At 38.0% G+C, this 25,343-nt stretch carries 20 protein-coding genes, 1 other RNA gene and 4 pseudogenes; 5 read left to right on the forward strand and 20 right to left on the reverse strand.

Annotated elements, in window-relative coordinates:
- Positions 1 to 242 precede the first annotated feature (242 nt).
- Positions 243 to 1,335, reverse strand: a pseudogene (dnaX, locus tag LZ575_RS01790) (DNA polymerase III subunit gamma/tau); the annotation flags it as partial.
- A gap of 211 nt (positions 1,336 to 1,546) precedes the next feature.
- Positions 1,547 to 2,970 (reverse strand): annotated as a pseudogene (locus tag LZ575_RS01795) (SDR family oxidoreductase).
- Positions 2,971 to 3,129: 159 nt separating this feature from the next.
- Here LZ575_RS01795 and rnpB point away from each other — a divergent pair.
- Positions 3,130 to 3,463, forward strand: an RNA gene (rnpB, locus tag LZ575_RS01800) — RNase P RNA component class A.
- On the opposite strand, the gene LZ575_RS01805 is transcribed toward rnpB, so the two are convergent.
- The 4 genes from LZ575_RS01805 to LZ575_RS01820 are packed head-to-tail and all read right to left on the reverse strand — an operon-like array spanning position 3,461 to position 5,830.
- The gene (locus LZ575_RS01805) at positions 3,461 to 3,832 is read right to left on the reverse strand and encodes a hypothetical protein (RefSeq protein ID WP_235327963.1); all 372 of its coding nucleotides are present in this window, start codon (positions 3,830 to 3,832) and stop codon (positions 3,461 to 3,463) included. The genes rnpB and LZ575_RS01805 overlap by 3 nt on opposite strands.
- Positions 3,833 to 3,838: 6 nt before the next feature.
- A complete protein-coding gene (locus tag LZ575_RS01810) occupies positions 3,839 to 4,378 on the reverse strand; it encodes an RsmD family RNA methyltransferase (protein ID WP_235327965.1) in 540 nt (179 codons plus the stop codon).
- Complete coding sequence (locus tag LZ575_RS01815) at positions 4,369 to 5,199, reverse strand: DUF3822 family protein (RefSeq protein ID WP_235327967.1); 831 nt, start codon at positions 5,197 to 5,199, stop codon at positions 4,369 to 4,371. The genes LZ575_RS01810 and LZ575_RS01815 overlap by 10 nt, the downstream gene beginning before the upstream one ends.
- Positions 5,180 to 5,830, reverse strand: a complete 651-nt coding sequence (locus LZ575_RS01820) for a hypothetical protein (protein WP_235327969.1) — start codon at positions 5,828 to 5,830, stop codon at positions 5,180 to 5,182. Before LZ575_RS01820 ends, LZ575_RS01815 begins: the two co-directional genes overlap by 20 nt.
- 113 nt (positions 5,831 to 5,943) lie before the next feature.
- Here LZ575_RS01820 and LZ575_RS01825 point away from each other — a divergent pair, with 113 nt between their 5' ends.
- Positions 5,944 to 7,380 (forward strand): ATP-dependent RecD-like DNA helicase, encoded by a 1,437-nt coding sequence (locus LZ575_RS01825; RefSeq protein WP_235327971.1) that lies wholly within the window; start codon positions 5,944 to 5,946, stop codon positions 7,378 to 7,380.
- A 28-nt stretch (positions 7,381 to 7,408) separates the two neighbouring features.
- The gene (gene kdsB, locus LZ575_RS01830) at positions 7,409 to 8,152 is read left to right on the forward strand and encodes a 3-deoxy-manno-octulosonate cytidylyltransferase (protein WP_235327973.1); all 744 of its coding nucleotides are present in this window, start codon (positions 7,409 to 7,411) and stop codon (positions 8,150 to 8,152) included.
- Positions 8,153 to 8,217: 65 nt separating this feature from the next.
- On the opposite strand, the gene LZ575_RS01835 is transcribed toward kdsB, so the two are convergent.
- From LZ575_RS01835 to LZ575_RS01845, 3 genes are read right to left on the reverse strand one after another with little or no spacing between them, the layout of a single operon-like run.
- Positions 8,218 to 9,519, reverse strand: coding sequence for a deoxyribodipyrimidine photo-lyase (locus tag LZ575_RS01835; protein ID WP_235327975.1), 1,302 nt, complete (start codon positions 9,517 to 9,519; stop codon positions 8,218 to 8,220).
- Complete coding sequence (locus LZ575_RS01840; protein WP_235327977.1) at positions 9,519 to 10,217, reverse strand: SDR family NAD(P)-dependent oxidoreductase; 699 nt, start codon at positions 10,215 to 10,217, stop codon at positions 9,519 to 9,521. Before LZ575_RS01840 ends, LZ575_RS01835 begins: the two co-directional genes overlap by 1 nt.
- A gap of 28 nt (positions 10,218 to 10,245) precedes the next feature.
- Positions 10,246 to 10,737: an SRPBCC family protein gene (locus LZ575_RS01845; protein ID WP_235327979.1), complete on the reverse strand. Its 492-nt coding sequence runs from the start codon at positions 10,735 to 10,737 to the stop codon at positions 10,246 to 10,248.
- A 135-nt stretch (positions 10,738 to 10,872) separates the two neighbouring features.
- Between LZ575_RS01845 and LZ575_RS01850 the strand changes: the two genes are divergently transcribed.
- Positions 10,873 to 11,727, forward strand: a complete 855-nt coding sequence (locus tag LZ575_RS01850) for a DUF2911 domain-containing protein (protein WP_235327981.1) — start codon at positions 10,873 to 10,875, stop codon at positions 11,725 to 11,727.
- Positions 11,728 to 11,785: 58 nt separating this feature from the next.
- Here LZ575_RS01850 and LZ575_RS01855 read toward each other — a convergent pair whose 3' ends face one another.
- The 11 genes and pseudogenes from LZ575_RS01855 to LZ575_RS01900 all read right to left on the reverse strand — a co-directional run bounded on the left by LZ575_RS01855 (position 11,786) and on the right by LZ575_RS01900 (position 21,704).
- Positions 11,786 to 12,763: a Gfo/Idh/MocA family protein gene (locus LZ575_RS01855; RefSeq protein ID WP_235327983.1), complete on the reverse strand. Its 978-nt coding sequence runs from the start codon at positions 12,761 to 12,763 to the stop codon at positions 11,786 to 11,788.
- The gene (locus LZ575_RS01860) at positions 12,744 to 14,453 is read right to left on the reverse strand and encodes a sodium:solute symporter family transporter (RefSeq protein WP_235327985.1); all 1,710 of its coding nucleotides are present in this window, start codon (positions 14,451 to 14,453) and stop codon (positions 12,744 to 12,746) included. Before LZ575_RS01860 ends, LZ575_RS01855 begins: the two co-directional genes overlap by 20 nt.
- A 108-nt stretch (positions 14,454 to 14,561) precedes the next feature.
- A pseudogene (locus LZ575_RS01865) lies at positions 14,562 to 17,052 on the reverse strand (PIG-L family deacetylase).
- Positions 17,053 to 17,128: 76 nt separating this feature from the next.
- The gene (locus LZ575_RS01870; RefSeq protein WP_235327987.1) at positions 17,129 to 17,668 is read right to left on the reverse strand and encodes a mechanosensitive ion channel domain-containing protein; all 540 of its coding nucleotides are present in this window, start codon (positions 17,666 to 17,668) and stop codon (positions 17,129 to 17,131) included.
- On the reverse strand, positions 17,668 to 18,513 hold the full coding sequence (locus tag LZ575_RS01875) for a septum formation inhibitor Maf (protein ID WP_235327989.1): 846 nt from the start codon (positions 18,511 to 18,513) through the stop codon (positions 17,668 to 17,670). The genes LZ575_RS01870 and LZ575_RS01875 overlap by 1 nt, the downstream gene beginning before the upstream one ends.
- 80 nt (positions 18,514 to 18,593) lie before the next feature.
- Positions 18,594 to 19,184 (reverse strand): Maf-like protein, encoded by a 591-nt coding sequence (locus tag LZ575_RS01880; RefSeq protein ID WP_235327991.1) that lies wholly within the window; start codon positions 19,182 to 19,184, stop codon positions 18,594 to 18,596.
- A gap of 1 nt (position 19,185) precedes the next feature.
- The gene (locus LZ575_RS23100; protein ID WP_311195926.1) at positions 19,186 to 19,521 is read right to left on the reverse strand and encodes a hypothetical protein; all 336 of its coding nucleotides are present in this window, start codon (positions 19,519 to 19,521) and stop codon (positions 19,186 to 19,188) included.
- 13 nt (positions 19,522 to 19,534) lie between these two features.
- Positions 19,535 to 20,083, reverse strand: coding sequence for a UbiA family prenyltransferase (locus LZ575_RS23105; RefSeq protein WP_311195927.1), 549 nt, complete (start codon positions 20,081 to 20,083; stop codon positions 19,535 to 19,537).
- A 29-nt stretch (positions 20,084 to 20,112) separates the two neighbouring features.
- Positions 20,113 to 20,440: pseudogene (locus LZ575_RS01890) on the reverse strand (DMT family transporter).
- Positions 20,437 to 20,958: an HAD family hydrolase gene (locus tag LZ575_RS01895; protein ID WP_235330655.1), complete on the reverse strand. Its 522-nt coding sequence runs from the start codon at positions 20,956 to 20,958 to the stop codon at positions 20,437 to 20,439. Before LZ575_RS01895 ends, LZ575_RS01890 begins: the two are co-directional and overlap by 4 nt.
- A gap of 107 nt (positions 20,959 to 21,065) precedes the next feature.
- Positions 21,066 to 21,704: a Rossmann-like and DUF2520 domain-containing protein gene (locus LZ575_RS01900; RefSeq protein WP_235327993.1), complete on the reverse strand. Its 639-nt coding sequence runs from the start codon at positions 21,702 to 21,704 to the stop codon at positions 21,066 to 21,068.
- 399 nt (positions 21,705 to 22,103) lie between these two features.
- On the opposite strand from LZ575_RS01900, the gene ccsA reads away from it, so the two are divergent.
- Positions 22,104 to 25,304, forward strand: coding sequence for a cytochrome c biogenesis protein CcsA (gene ccsA / locus LZ575_RS01905; RefSeq protein WP_235327995.1), 3,201 nt, complete (start codon positions 22,104 to 22,106; stop codon positions 25,302 to 25,304).
- Positions 25,305 to 25,343: the final 39 nt, after the last annotated feature.

Consider the following 25,343-nt stretch of genomic DNA (forward strand, 5'->3'; position numbering starts at 1 on the left):
TCAGTTTTTTGCTGAGAACGCAGCGGTTGTTCATCTGGATGGCAATTTGTTTTTTCCGGGTCTGGCAAGCCTTCCGCAGGTACTTTGTCGGCCTTTTCAGGATCAGGATTGTTTTGAGCCGGAACCTGAGATTCTACTGTGGGTGCGGAATCTCCTTTTGCATATTCGTTCTCACTTATTACTCTTCTTTCTTCTGAAGTAAGATTTTTTGGAGAAGTGGGTGCAATGTTTTTAAAATGTTTAGAAGGAATTATGAATCCCTCAGGCTTTTTTTTCTCCATCAAAAGTGATAGAGGCAAGTTGCATAAGGCATAATTCTACGAGGAGCCGTTGGTTACGGCTGCTTTTGTATTTTAGATCACACTCATTAGCGAGTTCTATACCCTGCATTAAAAACGCTTCACTGGTTTGGCGCGCCTGCTCATAATAGCTTGTTTTTGTAGTTTCTCCAACTTCCAGAAGGCTAATTGTTTTTGGGTTTCGGCAAACCAGTAAGTCCCGAAAATGAGAAGCAAGACCCGCAATGAAATGATGTCCGTCAAAACCACGGGCAAGGATCTCATTAAATTCCACAAGTAATTGCGGAATGTTATTTTCCAGGATTAGCTGGGTAATATTGAGGTATGTTTCATAATCCAGCACATTTAGGTTTTCTGTCACGGCCTGTCTTGTGAGGCTGGCACCGCTGAAACTTACCACTCTGTCATAAATTGAAAGCGCATCCCGCATAGCACCATCAGCTTTTTGGGCGATTATGTGTAGAGCATCTTCTTCGGCTTCGACACCTTCCTGTTCTGCAATGTATGCGAGATAATTTCTTACATCTGTCACCGTAATTCTCTTAAAGTCAAAAATTTGACATCTCGAGAGAATGGTAGGGATTATTTTATGTTTTTCAGTTGTTGCAAGAATAAAGATCGCGTGTTTTGGCGGCTCTTCCAAGGTCTTAAGAAATGCATTAAATGCTGAAGCGGAGAGCATGTGTACTTCATCAATAATGTAAACTTTGTATTTTCCAACCTGGGGCGGGATCCTTACCTGGTCGATAAGGTTTCTTATATCGTCAACAGAATTGTTTGAAGCAGCATCAAGTTCAAAAATATTGAAAGCAAAATCTTCATCCGGTTTTTGAGTCCCGTCATGATTGATCATTTTTGCTAAAATACGGGCACAGGTTGTTTTTCCAACTCCACGTGGACCTGTGAAAAGCAGGGCCTGTGCAAGGTGGTTGTGATTAATTGCATTTAAAAGTGTGTTTGTAATTGCCTGCTGGCCAACCACATCTTTAAATGTTTGAGGGCGGTACTTTCGTGCCGATACAACAAAGTGCTCCATTAGATCTTAATTCGAAACAAATATAAAAAACCCTGCTTGAAGAACTCTAACTAATCTTTTATTTTTCTGAAGAGTTATACCCAAACCTGTTGATAAAACAGGCTTCCTGAAGAGGGAATTATATTCCTGTAATTCTGGTCCGGTTTAATGTTTTGTTCCTTTTTTCGAAAAAAATATTTTCAGAAAGATTTTTCAGAAAGCATAATTAATATTAGCGCCCGTTACTAGTTAGCTTCTCAAGCATTCCCCGAAAAATTGTTCCATGAAAGGGATAGACTGAATACCAATATAATCTACCGGGGATCCCGAGTGGCCTGAAGGTAGCCGTTTGAACTAACTCGTCTTCTTCAATTCGAAATTCCAGCCAGGCTTCTCCAGGCAATTTCATTTCAGCAAATAAAAGCAATCTGCCTTCTTCCCGGTTTGCATATAAAACCCGCCAGAAATCCAAAGTGTCCCCGGCATTTATGGAATTTTGGTTGGTTCGGCCTCTTCTCAATCCCACCCCTCCAATTAACTTGTCAAGGAAACCTCTTACCTTCCAAAGCCAATTCCCGTGATACCATCCTGTTTTTCCACCTATACTCCAAATATTATTAATACAGGCTTCACGATTATCATACTTACGACTGCGTTTATCTACAAAACAGCCGTACATGGGAACCCGCACAAAATCTGAAATATTGAAGTTGAGGCCACTACTAATATACGCATCCTTCCAGCTTGAGATAATCTCATTATTTTCAATTTTGGTAAAGGCTTTTTTAAGAGATTCCTGGTATGATAAAGGTGAAACCTGCAGGATTTTATTAAGTCTGTTATCCCTGCATACCACCTCGACTTTCATGCTATCAACGAGGGATTTTGCCAATTTATAAGAGGTAGAGGTGACAAAATAAAGCCAGTACGATGATAATTTTGGTGTCATCACCGGGACGGTAATAATCTTTCGGTTTAAATTACGGGCTTCAGCAAATCCCAATAGCATTTCTTTATATGACAACACATCTTTTCCACCTATATCATAATTTTGATTATAAGTTTCAGAATTAAAAATTGTTTTCGAAAGAAAGGCAATAACGTCTGATATTCCTATTGGCTGGCATTTCGTATTTAGCCATTTGGGAGCTACCATAACAGGCAGTTTTTCAACCAGGTCTCTTATAATTTCAAAAGAAGCACTACCTGATCCTATTATTATTCCTGCGCGTAGGGTAGTGAAAGCATAGTTTCCTTTTTCCAATTCTATTTCCACATTCTTGCGGGAAGCTAAATGTTCTGAAAGGTTAGATTCATTTACAATTCCGCTTAGGTATACCACATGTTGAACTTTTGTACTGTTAAGGGCAGTGCGGAAGTTAATGGCAGATTCCTTCTCCATTTCCATATAATTTTCTGATGTTGACATGGAATGCACAAGGTAATAGGCTCCATCAATATCTGTAGGGATTTTTTTAGCGACTCTTTGTCTAACAGATCAACTTCAATGACAGTAATTTTAGCTTCAAGAGAACGGGGAGGATTAAACCTTTTTACGTCCCTTACACAACAAATCACCTCATGTCCCCGCTCCAGAAGAACTGGGAGTAATCTTTTACCAATATATCCTGTTGAACCTGTTAATAGTATTTTCATAACTCCCCTCTTATTGCCTAAGCCTAAAATAGCGGATTTGAGGAGATAAAACGGTATGTTTCACCAGTTGGATCGCTCAATTTTAAAAACCTTAAGATTTGTTTATTTATTCTCTAGGCTGAAGACTATAATAATTTACGCTGTATCTTTGCATTAAAATAAGCAGGCCGCCTTATCGCTCCGCTTTTAGCGGGGAGGAAAGTCCGGACACCAGAGGGTAGCATAGTGGGTAACACCCACCGTTCCATTTCTGATATTATCGGGATTGGTTCAGGACAAGTGCAACAGAAAGGATGTACAGGTAATGCTGTAGTGAAACCAGGTAAACTCTATGCGGTGCAATGCCATGTATACAAGCATTTAAGGGTTACCCGCCCGTTGCCGGAGGGTAGGCAGCTAAAGTTCTTTGGTAACAAAGATCTAAGATAAATGATAGGGTATTCTGGTAGTGATACTGGAAGAACAGAATCCGGCTTATAGGCCTGCTTTTTTATTTTAAATCGAATCCCTTCACCCAGGCTTTTGCCTCTTCAAGATCGGTAAATAATTCGAAAGGCATTTTGGCAAATTTCTGCTCAAATTCGGCCATTTTTAAAGATGAGGCTTTTATACTTACAATGGCAATCCCGGCGAGATTTGTATTCTTAATGTTATAGTAAATAGTGGGATCAACATTATAATCGTTTTCCCGGAGTGATATATACACAAAGGAATGTTGTTTATAGAACCTGGCGCACTCTTCTAATAAATCCCGGACCTGTTGGATACTAAATAGCACATCTTCCCGCACCCGTGAAATTACATAATCAGGATAGAATTCTAAACTGGTAAATTCCATGTTTACGCTGTGTATTTTTTCCATGCATTTTCAAGTTACGGAAAAAAAGCTAAATACGGAGTTTCCATACTTTCTTACCTCAATAAAATTAAGGGAAGAGGAAAGGTCAAGTTTTTTTGAATGTTCAATAATAAGCTCCCCGTTTTCCTCCAGGAGCTCTCTTTCAAATGTTATTGTTACAAGGGAGAGTAGAGTTTCAATATCAAAATTGTAAGGTGGATCGGCAAAAATAATGTCTGCCTTTCCTGCGCCTTTCTCAAGATATTTAAAGGCGTCACTCTTTACAGGAGAAATATCAAGATTAAGCTCCTCTGCAGTTTTCTTAATGAACTTAATACTTTCAAAGTTTTCATCTACGGCGATAATAGGTCCTGCCCCGCGGGATCCAAATTCATAAGCGATATTTCCTGAACCCGAAAAAAGGTCAATTACCTTAAGGCCATTAAAGTGAAATCTATTGTTTAAAATATTAAACAGCGCTTCTTTAGCAAAGTCGGTTGTAGGCCTAATGGGCAGCTTTTTAGGTGCTGTTATTCTTTTTCCTCTATGTTGTCCTGATATTATTCGCATCCTAGTGTCTTGAGAAGGAGAAAAGCTTCACGCTGGAACTGCTCTCCCTGATATTTTTTCGAAGTACAGTTCAGGCTTTTGGACAGGAACTTAACATTCTTAATGTATGTATAAAGGATTTTATATAAAGCTGAATCCTCATTTATATTTCCAAGAAGAGTTAATTCCAGCTCTTCGCGGTTTAGCTTCAATTGTTCAGCTGTAAACAGGAGATAATATATAAAATCTTCCTTTGTATCATAAGTGAAGGTATTACATAACAAAAGCTCTTTCCCTTTTGCCACTGCAAGATCGTAATACCCCTCAAAGTTATTAAGATATACATTAACCCGGTCCTTATTCAAATCATTTAGCACTTCCTGTGCCAGAATAGAACAACTGTGTTGATATTCAAATTCCCCATACCTGTCAAAAAAGAAATTTGTAATGTTGGTGTAAGGGATGTATACATTAACTAAATCTTCAGCTTCCAGAAAATCATGAGCCACAATATCGGTTTTGAGGATCTTGGTGTTGAATTTAAGATAAGTAGAAGCTTCCTCTTCTATAAAAAAATCTTTGGGCACAAAGGAATAAAGTTCATTTGAAAAAAGGAGGCTCACTTCTTTTACAGGTTGTTGCAGCTGTTTTTCAGAATTATAAAGAGCTTCGATTTGTTCAAGGATCTTCAGTGGATTGTATTCTTTATGAAAATTCACTTTCTGGTACCAAAGAACTTCCCGGGTCTCCTCATTCATGGTACAAAAAGAAAGTCCATTCAGGCGAACCTGAATGGACAACTTTATACTTTGTGAATTTTCCCTATTGGTCGTTTGCTCCATATACTTGTGGCCAGTTCCCGTTGGTATTAACCTCTTCCATTGAACCAACTTTAATAAAAGCTCCATTTACCTGGTCAACCGAAACTACCTGTTTCTCCTGCATTACAAGATCTTTATCCTGATCATGAAGAATTACAGCCTTATCAACCTTGGCTTCAAACACAGGAATTTTATTGTCATTTTTTAATACTGTTCCTGCATCCATTTCAAATTTAGCATCTATTCCATCAACAGGTACGTTCATCATTTCCCGGTAATTGCTTCTTTTAAATAAAGAATCTTTAACCGAAGCGTAACCAAGAGTGTCAATAATTATTATGTCTTTATACTGATCTACCCCGTAAGTTTTTTTGTATTCTTCGTCAAGAACGGTAGAATCTCTTCTTTGGGTCAATACATATTCTGCTGTATCAATAAATTGTACCAATCCATTAAAATCTTTTGCAAAAGTACCCGTTACTTCCTGGTGTGCAAGTTGGGCCGCACGAATATCTTTAAGACGTTCAATTACCTTAGCGTACCTTTTTTCTTTAACCTCATTAAATTGAACCGGGCCATATACTGAATTAAAAACCAGATAACCCAGAAAGAAGATCACAATCCAGAGGAGTAATTGAATTACAAGTTTCATGCTTTTTTAAGTTTAAAATAATTAGAGTTCATCGCAAATCTACAATTTTTTTTTATTCGTAAAAGTTTCTGCCCTAAAAATCCATTGTTATCTTTGATATTTCAAGAAAATCCATGGAAGACATCACTGCCGAAAAATTCTATAAACTGTTACTTAAGGAATTAGGTTTCTCGGCAAAATTAAAACAGGATATTGCTTTACAACAATTAGCCTCTTTTGTTGTAAATTCTTCTCCAGACTCTTTATTTCTATTAAAAGGTTTTGCAGGAACGGGTAAAACTACCATAGTTAGCGCACTGGTGAAAAATCTTTGGAAGATAAAAAAGAGTGGTATTTTACTTGCACCTACAGGTAGGGCCGCAAAAGTTATATCTCTTTACTCCGGCCAGGAGGCTCAAACGATTCACAAAAAAATATATTTTCCCAAAAAAACTGGTGGGGCAGGAGTACAGTTTGTTTTACAGCCTAACAAGCATAAAAATTCAATATTTATTGTTGATGAGGCCTCAATGATCCCCGATGAGGATCCTGAATCACGACTGTTTGAAAATAATGGACTGTTACCCGACCTTATTCAATATGTAAATTCCGGGAAAAATTGTTTGCTTATTTTAATTGGGGATACTGCACAGCTTCCTCCCGTAAAGTTGGATGTAAGTCCTGCACTCGAGGAGAAAAAGTTAAGAGAGGTTTACCAAAAGGAAGTAATTCATATTGAACTGGACGAGGTGGTACGCCAAAGTGAGGAAAGCGATATTCTATTAAATGCCACGAATATTAGAGAGGTTTTGGCGGGAGAATTCTATGAATCTTTTAAGTTTCAAATTACTTCAAAGGCCGATGTCGTTAGGCTTATGGATGGTCAGGAGATCCTTGATGCTATTCAGGATTCCTACGATCATCTTGGACACGAGGACACATCAATTATTGTGAGGTCCAATAAAAGGGCGAATCAATATAATCAGCAAATAAGGTCGAGAATATTATTTCAGGAAGAAGAGATCTCTGCCGGGGATTATTTAATGGTGGTAAAGAATAATTACTTCTGGATTAAACCTTCTTCAGAAGCAGGTTTTATAGCCAATGGTGATATAATAAAAGTGCTGGAAATCTTTGCAATAAAAGAATTATATGGATTTCGTTTTGCTGAAGTTAAAGTGCAAATGGTAGATTATCCAAAAATGAAACCGTTTGAAACTGTTGTAATATTAGATACCCTGCAAAGCAACTCCCCTTCTCTAACTTACGATGAATCCAACAACTTATATCAGGAAGTGATGAAGGATTATGAAGACGAAACCTCTAAGTATAAGAAGTTTATGAAGGTTAAGTCGAACAAATACTTTAACGCACTGCAAATTAAATTCTCCTATGCCATGACCTGTCATAAATCACAGGGTGGCCAGTGGCATACTATTTTTATTGAGCAGCCGTACCTTCCAAATGGAATGGACAAAGATTATTTACGCTGGTTATACACCGCAGTTACGCGTGCAAGGGAGAAACTGTACCTCATAGGATTTAAAAATGAGTTTTTTGCTGAAGATTAAAATGTAAACTTTACTGAAACAGACTAACATGAATACTACTTCAAATAAAATAATAGCAATGATCCCGGCGCGATATCAGGCGTCCAGATTTCCGGGAAAACTGATGCAGGATCTGAATGGGAAAACCGTTATCCAAAGGACTTATGAAGCAGCCGTAAACACAGGGCTATTCCAGGAAGTCTTTGTGGTGACTGATAGTGATATTATTTTTGAAGAGATAATCAGGAATGGTGGAAAAGCTATTAAAAGTAAACAGGAGCACGAATGTGGCAGCGATAGAATTGCTGAAGCGGTAGAAAACATGGACGTGGATATTGTACTTAATGTGCAGGGGGATGAGCCGCTAATTGATCATCAAAGCCTTCAAAAGTTGTTACAGGTTTTTGAAGGAGACACAGAAAAAAGAATAGACCTGGCATCACTTAAAACTCCTATGCACGAGAGTGAGGAAATCACTAATCCCAATAATGTAAAAGTAATCACCAATAAAGACAATTTTGCTCTCTATTTTTCCAGGTTTCCGGTACCCTATCCCCGGGATACAGATGCGCGGGTGACTTACTATAAACATATTGGGGTTTATGCCTTTAGAAAGCAGGCCTTAATGGATTTTCACCAGTTGCCAATGCTCTCCTTGGAGGCTGCGGAAAAGATTGAATGTATAAGATACCTTGAATACGGAAAGAGTATTAAAATGGTGGAGACAGATTTTAGAGGAATAGGAATAGACACTGCTGAAGACCTTGAAAAAGCCAGAAAGCTTTTTAACTAAGTTATTTGCTTCTTATAAGACCTTACAGGTTTCTAAAACCTGTGAGGTCTATCTAAAATTCTTCTCTAGGAAAGCCCCTCCTTATAAACTCGTAAAGCTCTTTCCCGGGCTTCTTTATGATCAACTATAGGTGCAGGGTAAGCTGAAGTGTTGTATTCCCGAATCCATTTTTTTATATAAACATTGTCTTTATCAAATTTTTCTGCCTGAGTCATAGGATTAAAAATTCTGAAGTAAGGTGCAGCGTCAACTCCGCTTCCGGCTCCCCATTGCCAGTTGCCCACATTAGAAGCCAGTTCATAATCTAAAAGTTTTTCAGCAAAGTAAGCCTCTCCCCAACGCCAATCTATGAGCAGGTGCTTGCATAAAAAGCTGGCAACCAGCATGCGTACCCGGTTGTGCATAAAACCAGTTGCATTCAACTGCCTCATTCCGGCATCCACTAAAGCATAGCTCATTTTTCCCATTTTCCACATCTTAAACTCCTCTTCATTATTTCTCCATTTTATTCGGTCATATTGGGGTTTAAAGGCTTCGGTAACGGTTTGAGGATAATGCCAGAGTATCTGCATAAAGAATTCACGCCAAATGAGCTCCTGTAAAAACGTCTCATTCGGTTCAGCAACTGCTTTAGCTACAATAGTTCTAATGCCCACGGTCCCAAATCTTAAGTGCGGCCCTAGATGAGAAGTACCAGCTGCGGCAGGATCGTTTCGCTTTGCTTCATATTCATTTATTCGAGACGGGGAGACATCCAGCTCCGGAACCTTAATTTGAGATTCGGTAAAACCAATATCAGAAAGACTTAAATCGGGGAGCTTAGAATGTTGTATGAGATTTTTAAAATGGACCTTAGAATCAAAAACTTCAAGCCCATTTGCCTTCAGGCGTTCTTTCCACAGCCGCATATATGGAGAATAAACAACGTACGGATCGCCATCCTTCTTTACAATTTCATTCTTTTCAAAAATTACCTGGTCCTTGTATGTTTGAAATTCAATTCCTTCCGAAGCAAGAAATTCAGCAATATCTCTGTCTCTCTTCCTGGCATAAGGTTCGTAATCGTGATTCGTAAAAACCTTCTTAATATTATAATCCTTTTGAAGCTGTTTAAATATTTCTTTTGGTTTTCCGTGATATAGTGCAATGGAGCTGTGGTATTCCTGAAGTTGATATCTTAATTTTTGAAGAATTTGATGAATAAATGTAACTCTTGCGTCATCTTCTGGAAGACTGTCCAAAATTTCTGTGTCGAAGATGAAACTAAGCAGAACAGGCAATGAATTATTTAAAGCATGAAAAAATCCAACATTGTCTTCCAGCCGAAGGTCACGTCTAAACCAGAAAATTGAAATAGGATCTTCCATTAATTTAAATTTATTGAAGATAATCCACCGTCTATACTAAGTATTTGGCCAGTCATCCAGTTACTATTTTCTGAAAGTAAAAATACTACCAGGTTCGCAATATCTTCAGGTTCTCCTATCCGTTTTAATGGATGTCTTGAATCCATTTTACTTTTTTTGTCTTCGCTTGACAAAATTTTTTGTGCCAGACTTGTATTGGTTAGAGAGGGAGCGATCACATTTACCCGGAATAGAGGGGCGTATTCCGCCGCCAAAGCTTTAGCAAAACCTTCAATTGCTCCTTTTGCTGCAGCAACACTTGTATGAAATGGCATACCAATTTTTACTGCTACAGTACTAAAAAAGACGAGGCTGGGATTTTTTGACCTTTTTAATTTTGGAATCAATGCCTGCACTACTTTTACAAGAGAAAAGAAATTAAGTTCCATGTCATATTGAAAATCTTTTATTTTCAACATTTTCAATGGCTTTAGGTTTATGCTACCGGGAAAATAAACCAATCCATCAAGACATTCCGGTAAATCGAGATCTTCAATATTATCTGTCATGACATCAAAAGTATGATGTGTTATTTGTTGTTCCTGAAGCATTTCAGATGTACGGGAGGCTACAATAATATTATGGTCTTTGCTCAGAATTTTAACGGTTTCAAATCCAATCCCATGGGAACCACCAATACAAAGGATATTCTTTTTCATAAGTGAAATTTTTAAATAGTAGAACTTACTATTTCGTGGTTATTCTCATTCTGCGGGATTTAAATTCACCAAAGAGTTCCTTTAATTTTTTCTCGCGGTAGTCAAATATTTCTTTTAGTTTGGGACCTACCAAAAAGGGATGGACCATTTGACCCAAAATTCCAAATGGTAATTTGTAATCCACTATGTCTTCCATTTCCACCCCTCCTTCAATTTCTTTGAGGAAATGTTTGTGGTGCCACAATGAATACGGTCCAAACCGCTGTTCGTCTACAAAATATTCCAAATCCTTAACATGTGTTATTTCTGTTACCCATTTTGTCTTTATTCCTGCAACAGGAGTAACAATATACTGAATGATCTGTCCGGGATACATTTTTCTTTCCGCTCCTCCAAGGATATTAAATCCCATATAATGGGGAGTAATTATTTTAAGATTTCCAGGGTCAGACAGGAAGTCCCAGGCCGCTTCCAGAGAAATCGGTAGTTGTTGTTTAGTTTGTAATCTATAGAGTTTCATAATAAAATGTCAGAAACAAAAATAAGGCATTAATTGTTTAAATAAAATATAATAAAGTTAAACAAAAAATAATTTTCCTGATTATCAGGATATTGGTCTAACTGTGTATATTTGATTAAACAAACTCAGTTTATTATGAAAAACTTTATTTTATTCCTTTTTGCAGGAGTAGTTTCTATTGGGGCAGGAGCACAAATCCAAACTCCCCAGCCAAGCCCTTCAACCAAAATAGAACAAAAGGTAGGCCTTACAGATGTTACTCTTGAATATTCCCGACCGGGCATGAGAGGCCGTGAAATTTTTGGAAACCTGGTTCCTTATGGGGAAGTTTGGCGCACGGGTGCTAATGAAAATACTAAAATTACATTTAGTGATGAAGTGGAAATATCAGGAAATAAATTACCTGCCGGGATTTATGCTATTTACACCCGTCCACAACAAGGTGCCTGGGAGGTAATGTTTTACAGTGATGCAACAAATTGGGGAAACCCACAGGAGTGGGATGAAAGTAAAGTAGCCTTGAAAGCTACAGCCCAGGTAAGCCAGCTTCCTTTTGAAATGGAAACTTTTACAATATTCCTTGATGATTTAAAACATGACTCTGCTGTATTAAACATTGTGTGGGAGAACACCGTGGCCTCCCTTCCCATCAATTTTCCTACAGATGCAAAAGCTATGGCAAGTATAGAAAAAACTATGAGTGGAGCTGAGCTTAAGGCTAATGATTATTTTGCGGCGGCAACATATTATCACGATACCAATAAAGATAATAAGCAAGCTTTGGAATGGGTAAATAAGGCCATTGAAATGCAGGCAGAAAATACACCGTTTTGGATGCTGCGAAAAAAATCTCTTATTCAGGCAGATCTTGGAATGAAGAAGGAAGCCATTGCTACGGCCAAACTTTCTTTAGAAGCATCCAAAAAAGCAAACAATGCTGATTATGTAAAGATGAATGAAGATTCATTGAAAAAATGGGGAGCTAACTAATAAATTTTGAGAAACAAAAAGACCTGCCCGCTTACAGGTTTTTTGTTTTAGTATACCTTTAGTTGTACTCCAAATTAATCTTTTTTCGGATATTGTCCAGAGTTTCGATAAGCAAAAGACTCATATCAAAAGTCATTATATCGCTCTCCATCTTCCTTTGTTTCAGCATTTCCTGCACGTGTTCAGCTTCAAAACTGTAACCTATAGTTTTAACATCAAAAGTTTTTCTTTCTTCCTGTTCTTCTGTTTGAATTAAAATTTCCGTGGGTGCATAAAATCGTGTTACCAGGGTGACAACAGCTTTTTCAAATTTTATTACAGCTGTTGTTGGTAAGTTTTTGTTTATGGCGCTGGATAAATGAGCAACTGCCCCTTCTTTATAATTAAATTTAATATCGCAGGTTTCATCTACCCCAGTTTCACAAAGCAATGCACTTGCATCAATTTCATCCGGCCTTCCCAGCAAGCTTAAAGCTGCAAAAACGGGATAAATTCCTATATCCAGGAGACTACCTCCACCAAGGCTTTTGTTATAGAGTCTTTTCTTAGGTAAATATTGAGCTGCAAATCCAAAATCGGCTTTAAATTCTTTAATTTTTCCAAAAGTTTCTTCCTTTACAATTTTAAGAAGATATTTATAATGGGGCAGGAAATAGGTCCAGAGAGCTTCCATAAGAAAAACATTTTTTTCCTTTGCCACACTTATCATTTCTTTTACCTGCTCCAGGTTCATTGCAAAAGGTTTTTCACATAGTACAGCTTTGGAATGCTTCAGACAAAGAAGTGTGTGCTCATAATGGAATACGTGAGGAGTTGCTATGTAGACAACATCCAATTCTTCATTTTTAAGCATAGCTTCATAACTGCCATAACTGTGTGCGATTTTGTGTGTTGCGGCGAACTCTTCAGCTTTTATTTTAGACCTGCTTGCTACGGCAAACAGTTCAGCATCTTCAACAGTAGCAAGGTCGCTCACGAACTTATGGGCAATATTTCCGGGACCCAGAATTCCCCATTTAATTGTTTTCTTTTGCATTATCTTTTTTTGGAGAATATATTAATATTTGAAGGATTAAAGCTAATATGATCACAAGTCCGCAGCCAAAAAGATTAAGCCATAAATACTCCATTACGTCATTGTAATAGACAATTAGAACCACGATCTGGGTTATTAAAGCTGCAATAAAAACAGCGTTACTCTGAACGTAAGTGATGAAAAAGGCCAGTAAGAATATTCCCAGGACATTTCCATAGAAGATAGAACCAATAATATTAACCAATTGAATTAAATTATCAAAGAGACTGGCAAAGCTGGCGAACAGGATAGCTATAATTCCCCAACCCAACGTAAATAATTTCGAGGCTTTTACGTAATGGCCTTCTGATCTATTTTCACGGTTACGTTTATAGAGATCAATGGTCGTAGTGGAGGCCAGTGCATTAAGTTCAGATGCAGTAGAGGACATAGCAGCAGAAAGAATTACTGCGAGCAATAAACCTATTAAACCTTTTGGTAAATTATTCAGAATAAAATGGATAAACACGTAATCTTTATCATTGGTTTCCATTTTATCATTTGCGGCTTTTATTAATTCCTTTGCCTGCTCACGATTTTCCTTTTCCTTTTCATTAAGTTCCCGAAGGTCATTTCTAAATTTTTCCTGATTTGTTGCAAGATTAGAATTTATCCTTTGCCCATAGTTAATTGTAAGCTCCTGTTGTTGTTTTTGTAATTCCCGGTTTTCTTCGACGAGCACCTCATACTCTGCAGAATATGGAGACTCCATAACGGCTTCAGTTGCCGCAGGATTAAAGTTGAGTGGAGACTGATTGAACTGGTAGAATACAAAGACCATAACTCCTACGAGTAAAATAAAGAACTGCATAGGTACCTTCAGCAAGCCATTAAAGATCATTCCCAGTTGCATTTCTCTCATAGACCTGCTTATGAGATATCGTTGTACCTGACTTTGATCTGTCCCGAAGTAGGAGAGGGCAAGGAAAGTTCCTCCAATAATACCACTCCAAAATGTGTATCGATTATTCAGGTCAAATGAGAAATCCAGAATATCCATTTTTCCGCTGGCTCCAGCTATTTCCAGTGCATTAGTGAAGTTAATATTGGCAGGTAAATAGCTAACAATAAGAAAGAATGCAATTAACATTCCCCCAAAAATGACCCCCATTTGGTATTTCTGAGTGACATTTACAGCTTTAGTACCACCCGAAACGGTATAGATAATTACGAGTACCCCAATTATCACCGTGAGAAAGTTCAGATTCCAACCTAGTACTGCAGAAAGTATGATGGCAGGCGCAAAAATGGTGATCCCTGCCGAAAGGCCTCTTTGTATAAGAAACAGAATGGCAGTAAGGGTACGGGTTTTTAAGTCAAACCGGGACTCTAAGTATTCATAGGCAGTGTAAACGTTCAGGCGATGGTAAATAGGGATAAATACCATACAAATTATTACCATTGCAATGGGAAGTCCAAAATAAAATTGAACAAAACCCATACCATCGTGATAAGCCTGGCCGGGAGTAGATAAAAAAGTGATAGCGCTGGCTTGTGTTGCCATTACCGAAAGTCCAATGGTCCACCATTCGGCTTCATTTCCTCCCCGGATGTAGTCCTGGACATTTCGGCTGCCCCGAGTTTTATAAACGCCGTAGCTTACAATAAATATTAAGGTTAGGATGAGAACTACCCAGTCTAATTCCTGCATCCTAAGTAAAGATTTTCATTAAGAGATAAAAAACCGCGATGTAACCTGCGTTGGCTGCCAGTACTATGGTATAGGACCTTTTCCAGATATATTTTTTTGACTGTTCCATTACTTTCCCAGGGAAACTATATTGGCAAAAAGCCGGAATGCACCGGGAACCCCATCAGGAAACTGTCTAAAGAAGCTTAATCCGGTATAAACAAAATATCCTTTCCCGTATGGAGCTACCAAAAGAGCACCTTCTTTGGGAGTTTCGTTTTTGTCATTGATTGAAAGAATGGGTGTAAATTCAGGTGCCCATTCATCGGCAAAATAAAGACCTCTTTCCTGGACCCAACCTTTAAAATCTTCTGAACTTATTTTATTGGGAACATTAAGTATAGGATGTTCCGGGGTTAGAAAACGTACTTCTGCATTTTCTTCTGTAACCCTATCTCTCGATATTTGTAAATTATAAGGCGCAACAGGATTTACCAGTATTCCGCGGTTTGTATTATATTGAACTACCACAGTCCCACCTCCCTTTACGTAGTCAAAAAGTTCATTTTGAACATATTTTAAAGCATCTACCGTGTTGTAGGCTCTTATCCCCAAAATGACAGCATCAAAACCTGAAAGTGATTGTGAAGAGATACCTGCAGGATCCAGCCTAACAACATCGTAACCAATTTGCTCCATACTTTGAGGTACTACATCGCCTGCACCTTCAATAAAAGCAATCTTTTCACCCTTCTTTTTAATGTCGAGTTTTACCAGTTTTGCCTTTGCAGGAAGAAGAATGGATTGCTGCGGAATATGCCCGTAATTAAGATTGACCATTTCTTTTCCAAATGTTTCATCTTCTATAGTTACCTCAGGAATTAAGTCGCTTTCATTTTGTCCAGGGGGAGGAGTAACAGTAAAATTTACTGTAAAACCCGCACCTTTTTCTGAAATATTAAAAGGTACGCTGGAAGGTGATATTTGCCAATCTTTGGAAGCTTTTAATTTAATATCTCCCGAAATATTGGCCTGTCCTGCCAAAATGCTTACCGGAACAGTTTTTTGCTCTTCATTTGAAAATATTAAAACCTTGTCAACTAATGCAACTGAAACGGGTGGAATAACCTGGAATGGCTGATAAACTTCTCCTTCTACAGGATCATTAAATTTATAAACAACAGGTTTTTCAAATGGGATTACCTCTCCATTTATCATAACATTAAAATAGGCGGTAAGAGCAGGAGGATTTTCAGGTTTTCCCACCAGGCTTAGATCATCAACCTGATATTTTCCTATAGTTCCTTTTTCTTTTAACCAATATGGGGAAGTGTATTGTATATCCCTGGGTATTGTGTAATTTATTTCTCCTTTCCAGTCCTCATTATTTTCGAGACTTTGTGCTGGGGATAACTTTTCTTCTCCGGGATTAATTTCTACTGTTACGAGTTCCATTTTCCCAGGACTACGATTAATAGCTTCAAGCTCCAGCGTTATTTGTTTTCCTGGAACTGCACTTTGAGATTGGGCTGTGGCTTCAAGGAAAAGACTAAGCACTGGCAGCAATAATTTCTTGAATTTCTTTAGATTTTATTTTTTTCCAATGTTCATCTTCAAGCTTTTGTATTAGGGAATAAGCTTTAACCAATCCCGGTAAACTGGCAGCAGGTTTTTGAAAATCAAAATTTTTCTCAACTTCCAGAAGTATTTTTCCAATTTCTTTTCCGCCTTTAAGTCTGTTCCAGGAGGTGTCAATCCCCGCGAAAACAGATTTTGCATCAGCAGGTAGTTCTCCTTTGATCAATTCCAGATATTCCGGTTGGGAGCCTCGACTGCCTTACTTCCAAATCCCTGGGATTGATGTTGGCTTCGGCTTAAAGCTGCAATTTCCGGATTTGACAGCCCGAGTAAAGGAAAATATACTCCTGTGTCAAATTCAAGATAATTAGTTTTAACTGCTTTTTTAAACTCTTCTTCGCTTCCGTAAAACCAGGGGGAAGTATTAAAAAAGAGCCTTTTTGGGCTAAATGTTGTTGTTAACTTGAGTTGATCAGGGAAAGAAGTTTGATTTCCGGCCAGTTCAAAAGCTTCAGTACTTAGTAGGGCTGAGGCTGTATGTTGGCCGTGGGTATCTCCGGAAGTGCGATGGTTGAACCTAGTTTATTACAACATCGGGTTTAAATTTTCTTATTGCCCATACTACATCTCCCAGAACCTCCTTACTGTTCCAGAATTCCATGGCTTCTTCTGGAGTTTTGGTGTAGCCAAAGTCTATAGCACGGGTAAACATTTGTTCTCCACCGTCTATTCTTCTTGCTTCTAGCAGTTCCTGTGTCCTAATAACTCCCAAAAGCTCCTGTAACTCGGCACCTATTAAGTTTTGTCCTCCATCCCCGCGTGTAATAGACAGGTAGCTAAGTACGGCATGAATGTCATTGGCAAACCAGGAAATTAGTCTGGTGTTTTCATCATCCGGGTGTGCAGCTACATATAAAACGGAACCAAGAAAATTCAGTTTTTTAATTGCCTGATATATTTCGGCTGAATTAAGCTTTTGTGGGGTCTGTCCCTGGGTAACAAAGAATAGGAGACAAAAAGAGAGGGTTAGAAGTTTACGCATTTAAAAAAAGGTGTTATCAACCTTTTCAAATATAACAACTTTAGATATTTATGTTTAGTTTTTCCCTCGAATACTTTTAAAGGCTGTCTTTTCCTTCATCCAGATAGTAATCCTTCTTAATAAGAGTCACCGCCTTTTGTAAGATAAGATTGTTAGGGTAGGTGGTAAGCTCTCCATGGTCATCCCTAAGGTGTAAGTGAAAAGCCCGAATATCTTCTATTACAGCTTCAATTGGCATGTCCTTGTCATGGATCTTTATTTTATCACCAATTCTATAGGGAAAGGAAAAGAACATGATTATACCCGAAGTAATATTACTTAGGATCGACCAAATTGCAAATAATGCAACACCTATCACGGCAAATGTTGAAGAGAAGATAAGAGAGAGATCTCTAAGATCCATTCCCCAGGCAAAAGAGAAGAGAAAAAAAGCAATAATGGAAACCAGGATATTGATATATTTAAACATCAGCTTGGTTCGGGTAATATTTATTTCAGATCTTTTTCCAACCCGGTGAGCAGCTTTTTTTAATATAAACTGCAGGATTGTTATTACTAATATAATAGCGATGGTATAACCGATTTCGGTCCTGTAGTCGGTAATATATTTGTACATTAATTTAAATTCAGGGTGTCCCGCAAAGGTAAATCTTTATTAGAATTTTTAGTCCAGTAATCCATTTTTATAGTTGACAGTTTATTGGCTGTTGTATAATATTCATTTCCATCGTGGTTAGTTATTTCTGTCCACTTCTCAATCGTATAAGGAAAGGTAGGCTTAAAGTATATCTTCAAACTACGTTTAAGTTCAGGATAAGTAATCCTGTAAACTGAAAGTTTCCCATCCTGATAAAATTCTGCGGTTGCAGGATGTGGTTTTATTTCTATATGTGCCAATCTTATGTATTCAAAAGAAGGTATTATAATTATCTCCCCTGTAGGTAAAAGATCAGGATCTATGCGCAATTGATTCCAAATTTCATTTTCCAGGTGCACCTTGTGAAGAGAAAGGTCCTCATCTGTTTCCCCGGCGAAATAGGAATGAGAAACTATTTCATATTTTCCCCTGTTATTCAACTGCATATATACCTGGCCACACCATTCCTGAATAGAAGCCGCAACTTTGAGAGCATGGGATTTGCCTTCAAGAGGATAAAAGCTGCTCTGCATGATTGAATAAGGATAAATTCCGGTTATAAAATTTTTAGTGGAATTTAATTTTAGAACTTCAATTGTATTTGTAGTTTTCTCATTTGCCTTTACCTGCTCATCTTTTAAAAAATCCTCGGTAACAAAAATGAGTACTGCATTTCCTTTTCTGGTTTCTCCATAGCGGGATTGCTCCAGTTCATACGAGGAAATTTCAGCTTTACCCGTAAACCAGTATTCTTTAAATTCTTCGGAAAGTTCTCTCTGCGGAAGCTCTTCTCCACCACCAGAATTTTTTGAACAGCTAAGCAACTAGTATAACTATAAAAAGAAAAGTTGCAGAAGAGTGCTGAAGTTTCATCCCGGTAATTTTATACTGAAGGTACTAAAAATCAACGGGATGCTATTTCCACTAATGCTTTGTAGACAAGGTGTGTAGGCAAACCAACTACATTAAAATAGCTTCCTTCCACCCGGGTAATCCCAATGAGCCCTATCCATTCCTGAATTCCATAAGCCCCGGCTTTATCCAGAGGGTGATAATGTTCTATATAATAACTAATTTCATCTTTAGTCAAATCCTTAAACGTAACCCTTGTAGTATCGTTAAGAGTTTTTTGACTCTTATTTGTGGTAAAAGTAACAGAGGTAATTACCTCGTGTGTTTTCCCAGACATTGATTCGATCATTTTAAATGCTTCAGAAGAAGTTTCAGGTTTTCCCAAAGCTTTTCCTTCGTGCCATACAATGGTATCACTGGTAATAAGAATCTCGTGGTCCTTTAAGGCTTTCAGAAAAACTTCTGCTTTTAATTCAGACAAATAATCTGTAATCTCACTGCCACGAAGGGTATCCGGATACTCTTCCTTTATAGATTTATGGTCTACAATAAATGGAATATCCAGGTCTTTAAGAAACTGGTGCCGCCTTGGAGATCCCGAAGCGAGAATAAGGTGATGGTTTTTAAGGATTTCTTTTAGCATATCAAGTGAGTATAAAAGGGTAAAGACCAATTGACAATAGTCCCAGGATCATGATAAATTTTATAAGGATGCTAAGCCGGGAAAATTGCTTTTTTGTCTTCGCATTAAGTACATTAATTAAAAAATAGAGAAGAGGTCCTACAATAAGTACTAAAGCGTATAATACTGCGTAAATATTATTAAAAAGATATTCATACATATAATAAATAACACAAAATAGAGGGACAAGGCCTGTTGCAAATATTATTTTATTTGCTCTATTCCTTCCCACGGCTATGGGTAGAGTATTTCTACCTGTATTGTAATCGCCGATAAGATCTTCCTGGTCCTTAACCATTTCCCGCAGCCAGTTAATTAGAAACGCAAAAAAAGCATAGTCCAGAAGTATCGAGAAAATTATGGATTGGGTGTGTTGATTTTGAGGAGTTATGGCTAAGTAGGAGATCAAATAACCCCATAATGATAATAACGAAGGCCACGAGGCTGCTAACCACCAGATTTCCTAATACGAGAATTTGCTTTATGTAAGTAGCGTAAAGGTAGAGCAGAGCTGAAATAATAATAAAAATAGCAGAAAAGCCCGGCCTGCCAATGATGTTTGAAAGATAAAATCCAATTCCCACCCCGGTTATTGTTAAAGCAATATAGAGATTGTAGGCAGTTTTTTCTGAAATATGGTGCGGGATGACACCTTTGTGGGGCTTATTGATCCTATCTGTCTCTACATCGAATATGTCGTTGATAATATTTCCTGCAGCGGCAATATTTACAGTTGAAAAACATAATAGAAAAAATCCGAAATCACTAAGAGTTATTTCAATTCCGAAGGTTTCGAAAAGAGCATATTTAATTAAAACCTGAGTAGCTATTATAAGAATCAGGTTTTGATACCTGATCAAATTTAAGAAGGAGAGGAGTGGTTTATAGTTCAATTAGAAACAAATTTTAATCCTATAATTGAAATAATTAAGGTGCTAAGGAAAAACACCCTCCAAAAATGAGCTAAGTTCTTTAAAAACGAATATCCCGAGAAGAACAGTTCCTACTGCGCCTATTCCCGTCCACACGGCATAGGCCGTACCAATGGGCAGAGTTTGAGTGGCTTTGTATAGCAAAGCCATACTTACGGCCAGAGAAAGTAGAAAACCAACTAACCAATAAGTGGAGGTAGCCCCTGTTGAAAATTTAGCTTTGCCAAGGCAAAAAGCAAAGGCAACTTCAAATAATCCTGCTATAACAAGAATTACCCAGTTCATATTGCGTGAGGGTTAGAAAGCCATTTTCCCTGAACTTTCAATACCTGCTCAATTACATCCCGCACACAACCTTTCCCACCTTTTTTATGGGAAACATATCGACTTATTTCTTTTATTTCGGCAGCCGCATCCTGTGGGCAGCATGGAAGGCCTACAAGTCTCATAGGGTATAAATCGGGGATGTCATCTCCCATATAAAGAACATTTTGTGCGTCTACTTCATAAATATCAAAAAATTCGTTTAGTTGCTCTACCTTATCCTGGATCCCCAGATAAATGTTAGTAATGCCTAAATCCCGTAATCTTTTTCTAACGCCCTCATTTTTTCCGCCAGAGATAATACATACATTATATCCTGCCAGTTGTGCGGTTTTTAATGCGTACCCATCTTTAATGTTCATCGTCCTAAGCAATTCCCCATCTGTACTCACCTGTATAGAGCCATCTGTAAGTACGCCGTCTACATCAAAAATGAAGGTGTTTATGTGATTAAGGTATTCTTTATAATTCTTTTCCATGGAGCTGCCGGATTGAGTCATTTAATATTTGATATATTTTTTTTCTTTCTTCAGAAAGCAGAGAGAGATGCATATTTATTACCTGGAGATCATTACGTTTAGCCGGACTAGGTTTGTGCATCTTTGGGTGCCATATTTGTTGCTTTTGTGGCAGTTTCCAGGACCAAAGGGTGAAGGATCTCAAATGGCAGATCATTCTCCCGGCAAATTTCGTCTCCAATACTGTACATATAATTGGAGAAATTGCTTACAAATACTGCTGCCAAATGTAAAGCCTTTCTTTGTTCTGATGAGATTTCATATACCTTTTCACTTAGCTGCCTGGCAAGTCCTTTTATCTCCTCGAGTTGCTGCTCATTAGCTGCTTCTATGCACAGCGGTACAGTTTTAAAATCCAGAGCCTTACTCTTTGAAAATGTTTGAAGGGGATAAAGAATTCCTTTTTTGCTGAAATGTTTCAATATCGAGAGAGGTGTTGAACCCGAAGTATGAAGTATCATTGCCTCCCTGTAGAGAATCTTTTCTGCCAGCAGGGGAATGGCTTCATCTTTAAGAGCAAGAATATAGATATCTGCCGGAAAAACTTCAGTAAAATCGGTAGTGACAGGGACTTTATCTTTAAATTCTTCAAGGCTTTTTTTCTGATGATTGTATACCTGGATCACCTCGTAACCTTCAGCTTGAGATAAAGCTGAAAATAAATGGGTTGCAACATTTCCGGCTCCAAACAGAACAATACTCTTCATTCGGCTAAATTACCAAAAAAATAATGTGGCCCGGGATCAGAAATCGAAAAAATAGGGGATGTAGAGGTTTAAGAAATAAAAGGAATGCCATGAAAATATCGTTTTTCTCCTGAAATTCATTTTAATCTCCCAGCCGTGGGACTAAAAATTAAGAACCCGCTTTAAATATAGCCTCCAACTTTTATTAATTCTAACACGACCTCAGGAATTTAATTCTTTGAGAATAGATTTTTACCTGCTGGAAAATACATCAATTTTATCGGGAGGATCAATAGAGATTGAGGAGGAGCAGTAGCAAAGTCATTTAAAATTAACATATCTCAACGGTAAATGGTTTGGTATTCGGAGGTCGAAATGTTTATTATTCGTTAAATTTGCAGCGTTTAAAAAATTACTTTAATGCAGAATAAAATAGCGGCTGTATTGTTCTCAACCAGAATTATGGCAGTCTTGTTCATTGTATTTTCCATTGCACTTGCCCTGGGAACTTTTATTGAAAGTTGGTACACTATAGAAACAGCAAGAGTACTTATTTATAATACCTGGTGGTTCGAGGGAATTATGCTCTTTTTTGTTATTAATTTTGCAGGAAATATTTACCGCTACAATCTTCACAAGAGAGAAAAATGGTCTTCCCTCCTCATTCACCTCTCTTTTGTACTTATTCTTATTGGAGCATTTGTTACCCGCTATATTAGTTATGAAGGAATAATGCCCATTAGAGAAGGAGAAACAACTAATATTTTTCTTTCAGAAAAAACATATTTAACGGCATTCATAGACGGTGAGATCAATGGGGAACCACGGCGCAGAATAATTGAAAAGCCTGTTCTTCTTGCTCCAGAAACAGAAAATGATGTTACCATAAATACCGATTTTAACGGGCAACCCGTCACTATAGAAGTGGTGAATTTTATTCATGGTGCAGAAGAAGGACTTGTACCGAGTGAAAGTGGAGATAACTATCTTCAAATTGTTGAAGCAGGAGATGGTGGGAGACACGAACATTTTCTTAAAGAAGGAGATGTTGCGAACATCCATAATATGTTATTTGCCTATAATAAACCTACTGAAGGTGCTATAAATCTTATAGTAGATGAAGATGAAGGAGTTTACCAGATCAATACTCCTTTTGAAGGAACTTATTTAAGAATGAGTGATCAACTGCAAGGGGAGGTGAGTGCAGATAGTTTGCAGACTTTCCAGTTAAGATCCCTGTATGATCTTGGAGGAATGCAGTTTGTTGTTCCAGAGCCTGCTGTGAGAGGCCATTATGATATAGTTCCAACAGAAACCAAGGAGATGGGGCAGGAGAATGCAGTTAGCCTTAAAGTTACAACGGGAGGGGAGTCAACCACGGTAAGTATGCTGGGAGCTAAAGGGGTAGTAAATCCTCCTCAACAGGTACAGGTAGGCGGTTTGGATTTGTACCTTAATTATGGTTCCAAGGAAATGGAACTTCCTTTCCAAATTAAACTGGATGATTTTATTGCTGAAAAATATCCTGGTACAGAGAGCAATCCCACCCCAAGTTATTCTTCTTTTAAAAGTGAAGTCACTATTGTGGAAGAGGATGGAATTACCTGGCCTTATGAAATTTATATGAATCACGTTTTGGATAAAGAGGGGTTCAGGTTTTTTCAGGCTTCTTTTGATCCCGATGAAAAAGGAACAGTACTTTCAGTAAACCATGATTATTGGGGCACCTGGATCACCTATATAGGTTACTCCCTTCTCTATTTAGGACTAATGTTAATTTTGTTTGATAAAGGAAGCCGCTTTGGAAAATTAAAAGTGTTGCTCGACAAAGTAAAGTCAAGAAAAGCCAAACTGGCAACACTCACAGTATTTCTGTTTCTGTCTACTGCAGGTTTTGCCCAGGATGCAGATCCTGAACACGGTCACGTGAAAATGTCCAAAACTCAGGTAGATTCTCTTATTGCGACAACTGTAGTTTCTGATGAGCATGCTGATAAGTTTGGGAAACTTGTAATCCAGGATGCCGGGGGTAGGATGAAGCCTGCCAACACTTTTTCTTCAGAATTGCTTCGGAAACTCAGCAAAAAAGATTCTTATGAAGATTTAAATGCCGACCAGGTACTTATTTCTATGATCGAGAATCCTGCGTTGTGGTACAATGCTCCTCTTATTTATGTAAAGCCTAATAACGACAGTATACATCATATAACAGGTGTTGAAGAAGGCCGGAAGTATTTAGCAATGACAGATTTCTTTGACAGGACGGGAGCTTATAAACTATCTCCATTTCTTGAAGATGCTTACAAAGCTTCTGTGCCTAACCAATTTCAAAAAGATTTTATAGACGTAGACCGTAAGGTGAACCTGCTTTTTTATGCATTGCAGGGAGAGATGCTGCGCATTTTCCCAATTCCGGGAGATGAAAATAACAAATGGGTATCTTATACAGATGTGGCAGAATCTAATTTTAAAGGAATGGATTCAGTTTACGTGAGGCAAATCCTGCCCATTTACATGAATACTTTAAGGGAAGCAAGAACCACAGGAGATTACACCCGAGCCGATGAAATGCTGGAAAGCATAAACGGTTTCCAGAAAAAATTTGGAAGTGAAGTAAGACCTCCTCAGGAAAAGATTAATGCCGAAATTCTTTATAATAAGTACGACATCTTCAGAAACCTGTTTATGCTCTATATGCTGGCCGGATTGATAATGCTCATATTTGTTATTGTCCAAATCTTTAAAGATTCCAAAGTAATTCGGATCCTTATTGGTATTAGTGCAATTTCAATTTTAATATTTTTCGTGCTTCATACTCTTGGTTTGGCTGCAAGGTGGTATATCTCCGGCCATGCTCCCTGGAGTGATGCTTATGAATCTATGATCTATGTTGCCTGGGCAACAATGTTCTTTGGCCTTGCCTTCGGGAGAAAAAGTAATCTAACAATTGCCTCAACAGCTTTTGTTGCTTCTATGATCCTTATGATAGCTCATTGGAACTGGATGGATCCTTCTATAGCCAATTTGGTTCCTGTTCTCGATTCATACTGGTTAATGATCCATGTGTCGGTGATAGTTGGAAGTTACGGTCCGTTTACGCTGGGAATGATCCTGGGTGCAGTTTCCCTGTTGTTAATGATCATGACTACAGAGAAGAATAAAGTAAAAATGGATTTAAATATTAAAGAGATAACCATAATTACCGAAATGGCCCTGACAGTTGGGTTGGTAATGCTTACTATTGGAAACTTTCTGGGAGGTCAATGGGCGAATGAAAGCTGGGGAAGGTACTGGGGTTGGGACCCTAAAGAAACCTGGGCTTTGGTTAGTATTATGGTTTATGCTTTTGTTATACACATGAGACTTGTACCAGGACTTCGAAGCCGTTGGTTCTTTAATTTAATGGCCATAGTTGCTTTTGCCAGTATTATGATGACCTATTTTGGAGTGAACTTCTACCTTGCCGGGCTACATTCATATGCAAGTGGCGACAAGGTAATTACCCCGACTTTCGTATATTATTCTATAGGAGTTGTGGCTATTCTGGGTGCAGTTTCTTACTGGAAATTTAACAAGTACTACAGTAAAGGAAACAAGAGATTATCTGAATCTGAAAAATAGGTGTCTAGTCCTAAATGAGCGATACAGATTATTAAGGAT

It is taken from the genome of Antarcticibacterium sp. 1MA-6-2, from assembly GCF_021535135.1.
Taxonomy (GTDB): domain Bacteria; phylum Bacteroidota; class Bacteroidia; order Flavobacteriales; family Flavobacteriaceae; genus Gillisia.

Excerpts from the sequence above, each read along its gene's own strand:
- LZ575_RS23100 (WP_311195926.1), bottom strand. The coding sequence starts at position 19,521 with ATGGTTAAGGACCAGGAAGATCTTATCGGCGATTACAATACAGGTAGA.
- LZ575_RS01835 (WP_235327975.1), bottom strand. The coding sequence starts at position 9,519 with ATGGAAGATCCTATTTCAATTTTCTGGTTTAGACGTGACCTTCGGCTG.
- LZ575_RS01840 (WP_235327977.1), bottom strand. The coding sequence starts at position 10,217 with ATGAAAAAGAATATCCTTTGTATTGGTGGTTCCCATGGGATTGGATTT.
- LZ575_RS01850 (WP_235327981.1), top strand. The coding sequence starts at position 10,873 with ATGAAAAACTTTATTTTATTCCTTTTTGCAGGAGTAGTTTCTATTGGG.
- LZ575_RS01825 (WP_235327971.1), top strand. The coding sequence starts at position 5,944 with ATGGAAGACATCACTGCCGAAAAATTCTATAAACTGTTACTTAAGGAA.
- LZ575_RS01880 (WP_235327991.1), bottom strand. The coding sequence starts at position 19,184 with ATGCTAAAAGAAATCCTTAAAAACCATCACCTTATTCTCGCTTCGGGA.
- LZ575_RS01845 (WP_235327979.1), bottom strand. The coding sequence starts at position 10,737 with ATGAAACTCTATAGATTACAAACTAAACAACAACTACCGATTTCTCTG.
- LZ575_RS01860 (WP_235327985.1), bottom strand. The coding sequence starts at position 14,453 with ATGCAGGAATTAGACTGGGTAGTTCTCATCCTAACCTTAATATTTATT.
- LZ575_RS01855 (WP_235327983.1), bottom strand. The coding sequence starts at position 12,763 with ATGCAAAAGAAAACAATTAAATGGGGAATTCTGGGTCCCGGAAATATT.
- kdsB (WP_235327973.1), top strand. The coding sequence starts at position 7,409 with ATGAATACTACTTCAAATAAAATAATAGCAATGATCCCGGCGCGATAT.
- LZ575_RS01900 (WP_235327993.1), bottom strand. The coding sequence starts at position 21,704 with ATGAAGAGTATTGTTCTGTTTGGAGCCGGAAATGTTGCAACCCATTTA.
- LZ575_RS01810 (WP_235327965.1), bottom strand. The coding sequence starts at position 4,378 with ATGCGAATAATATCAGGACAACATAGAGGAAAAAGAATAACAGCACCT.
- LZ575_RS01815 (WP_235327967.1), bottom strand. The coding sequence starts at position 5,199 with ATGGAGCAAACGACCAATAGGGAAAATTCACAAAGTATAAAGTTGTCC.
- ccsA (WP_235327995.1), top strand. The coding sequence starts at position 22,104 with ATGCAGAATAAAATAGCGGCTGTATTGTTCTCAACCAGAATTATGGCA.
- LZ575_RS01820 (WP_235327969.1), bottom strand. The coding sequence starts at position 5,830 with ATGAAACTTGTAATTCAATTACTCCTCTGGATTGTGATCTTCTTTCTG.
- LZ575_RS01805 (WP_235327963.1), bottom strand. The coding sequence starts at position 3,832 with ATGGAAAAAATACACAGCGTAAACATGGAATTTACCAGTTTAGAATTC.
- LZ575_RS01870 (WP_235327987.1), bottom strand. The coding sequence starts at position 17,668 with ATGTACAAATATATTACCGACTACAGGACCGAAATCGGTTATACCATC.
- LZ575_RS01895 (WP_235330655.1), bottom strand. The coding sequence starts at position 20,958 with ATGGAAAAGAATTATAAAGAATACCTTAATCACATAAACACCTTCATT.